We start from the raw sequence: 2,341 nt of genomic DNA, 5'->3' as shown, positions 1-2,341 counted from the left end.
AGTCGACGAAAAGCGTGTCGACTTGACCCTCCTCCTCGGGCGCGGCAAAGGCATCGGCACGACTCGTGACGGGACCACCCCACCCACTGGCTGTGTGAAGGACTGCTCGGCTGCGCCATCGCTTGAGGTGGCTCGGCTGCGCCTTCGCGGTCGGCTCGGCTTCGCCTTCGCCGCTTGCATGCGGCCTCGCGGTGGTCAGCCGCGTGCTGTGAACATGCCGGTGGCGATGAAGCGGTAGACGAGGTCGTCGCCGCGCTTTGCCGTGCCTTCGAACTCCACCAGGCCCAGGTTTGGCCTGGTCTTCGACAGGCGGGCGCTCAGCACCTCTGCGGCGAACGTCAGCTTGTCGCCGGGGTAGACCGGGGCGAGCCAGGACAGTTCGCGGCCGCCTGGTGAGCCCTGGGACGTGGAGTTGGACAGGACCTCGTCCACCCAGCGGCGCATCCACAGGGAGGCTGTGTACCAGCCAGAAGCGGACAAACCGCCGAAAATGGAGTTTCGTCCCGCTTCCTCGTCCAGGTGGAACGGCTGGGGGTCGAACTTCTTGGCGAAGTCCACCATGTCGTCCCGGTCGACGATTACCTCGCCGAGCGGGATGATTCGGCCTGCAGGCAGATCCTCGAAGGCGATCACGCGTTGATCGTAGTAACTGAATCCGCTGGGAACCGATCTAACGGCGACGGCGTCCAAGAGCCCGAGCCCAGGGCTATGCGTATGTGAGGGGGACTCGGTGGACGACCACCGTGCGCAGGTCGAGGAGCTGCTCGCCGACTACCGGCGCAGCCGCGAGCAGCTGGCGTCGGTCCAGCGTGAGCTTGAGGCTGTCTCCGGTCAGGCGTCCAGTCCGGACGGGACGGTCACTGCGACCGTGGGTGCCGGGGGGAAGCTCACGTCGCTGGAGCTTTCCGAGCTGGCCTATCGGCGGCATCGTCCGGAGCAGTTGGCCGAGTTGATCGTGCGGACCGTTGCCGCGGCTGCTGCTTCTGCCGCTGAGGTCACCTATCAGACGTTGAGTGCGGTGTTGCCCGCTTCCACGGATCCCGCCGCGCTGGTCGCCGGTACCGCAGACCTGAAGCCCGACGAGTACCAGCCTGAGGTGGGCGTGGACTTGGCGCGGCAGCCCGCTCGTCGTCGTGTTGACGACGACGAGGACAACGAGCAACGGGAGAGCTGGCTCGACTCCGAGCTCATCCACAGGAGGGTGCGATGACCGGGTACAACGCCGACCTCGAGCGCTTGGACGCCGGGGCTCGTGAGCTGAAGGGGTTCGCGGGCCAGGCCACCGAGATCGCGGGGACGCTGGACAGGGCGCTGGCCGCGTTCGGTGCCTGCTGGGGTGACGACGCGGTGGGTCGTAGTTTTGCCTCGTCGCACGAGAAGCCTTCTGGTGACGCGGCGGGGGCGTTGTCGGGGCTTGCGGCGACGTTGGGGGACGTGGGCGACAAGCTCTCCGCTACGGCCGAGACGTACCGGCACGTCGAGCAGAGCAACCTGACCGCGATGAGAAGGTTGGACGGCTGACATGGGCATCGAGCTTCCCGCCGAACTCACCGAGGTCGCGGCCAAGGCAGGCGTCTCGTGGCCCAAGGCGGACGAGGACGCCATGCGCTCCAGCGCCTCCGCGTGGCGCGAGGCCGGCGACAAGATCAAAGGCCTGGGCACGTCTTCTGACGGCGCCGCCACTCGGGCGCTGGAAGGCCTGAGCGGCTCGACCGGTGATGCCGCGCGTGGCCGTTGGGCGAAGGTCGTGGCCCCGGACGGCGAGCTGCAGCGAGCGGCCCGTGGTTGCCACGCCGCCGCCGATCGGCTCGACCACGCCGCCAAGCAGGTGGGTGCCGCGAAGGTCGAGATCGTGCGCGAGCTGGTGACGCTGGCGAAGAACAACGACGCCGCCACCGCTTCCGCCAACGCCGGCAACCCCAACGCGTTGCTCGGCCTCGACACGTTGACCCGAGGCGCCGCAGCCAACGTCGCGAACCTCCACAACACGCTGTCGTCCGCCATCCGCCTGGACAGCGGTGTCGACATGAGCCACGGCTCGCAGCCCGTCAACACCGCGCCCGGTGCCCACGGTCCTGGTGGCGGCGGTGGGCTGCTGTCCCCGGTCACGGACATCGTCGGCGGCGTCGTGGCTCCGGTGGCCGGCGCTGTCGCTCCCATCGTCGAGCCCGTTGCCGCCGTCGTCGCTCCGGTGACTGAGGCGGTCGCTCCTGTCGTTGGCGGGGTGACCGCCCCTGTCGCTCCGGTCGTCGGCGCCGTGACGGCGCCTGTCGCGCCCGTCGTGGGTGCCGTGACCGACGCTGCCGCTCCGGTTCTGGACGCCGCCGCTCCCGTGACCGCG

The 2,341-nt window shown here is 69.1% G+C and carries 4 protein-coding genes; 3 read left to right on the top strand and 1 reads right to left on the bottom strand.

All coding sequences use genetic code 11. The features are described from left to right. Nucleotides 1-195: 195 nt before the first annotated feature. Nucleotides 196-633 carry a MaoC family dehydratase gene (locus tag FXN61_RS48825; protein ID WP_312878587.1) on the bottom strand — a complete coding sequence of 146 codons (438 nt, stop codon included), beginning with the start codon at nucleotides 631-633 and terminating at the stop codon, nucleotides 196-198. Between the two features lie 97 nt (nucleotides 634-730). Between FXN61_RS48825 and FXN61_RS48820 the strand changes: the two genes are divergently transcribed. From FXN61_RS48820 to FXN61_RS50440, 3 genes are all read left to right on the top strand, one after another. Next, nucleotides 731-1,210, top strand: a complete 480-nt coding sequence (locus FXN61_RS48820) for a YbaB/EbfC family nucleoid-associated protein (protein WP_167980549.1) — start codon at nucleotides 731-733, stop codon at nucleotides 1,208-1,210. Further along, nucleotides 1,207-1,521 carry a DUF2563 family protein gene (locus FXN61_RS48815; protein ID WP_167980548.1) on the top strand — a complete coding sequence of 105 codons (315 nt, stop codon included), beginning with the start codon at nucleotides 1,207-1,209 and terminating at the stop codon, nucleotides 1,519-1,521. Before FXN61_RS48820 ends, FXN61_RS48815 begins: the two co-directional genes overlap by 4 nt. A gap of 1 nt (nucleotide 1,522) precedes the next feature. After that, nucleotides 1,523-2,341 (top strand): WXG100-like domain-containing protein (locus FXN61_RS50440; protein WP_446684966.1); only part of this gene is annotated, 819 nt, incomplete at its 3' end.

It is taken from the genome of Lentzea indica, assembly GCF_012184385.1.
GTDB classification, from domain to species: domain Bacteria; phylum Actinomycetota; class Actinomycetes; order Mycobacteriales; family Pseudonocardiaceae; genus Lentzea; species Lentzea indica.
The sequence above is the reverse complement of the archived record's forward strand: the minus strand, read 5'-3'. Positions and strand labels throughout refer to the sequence as shown.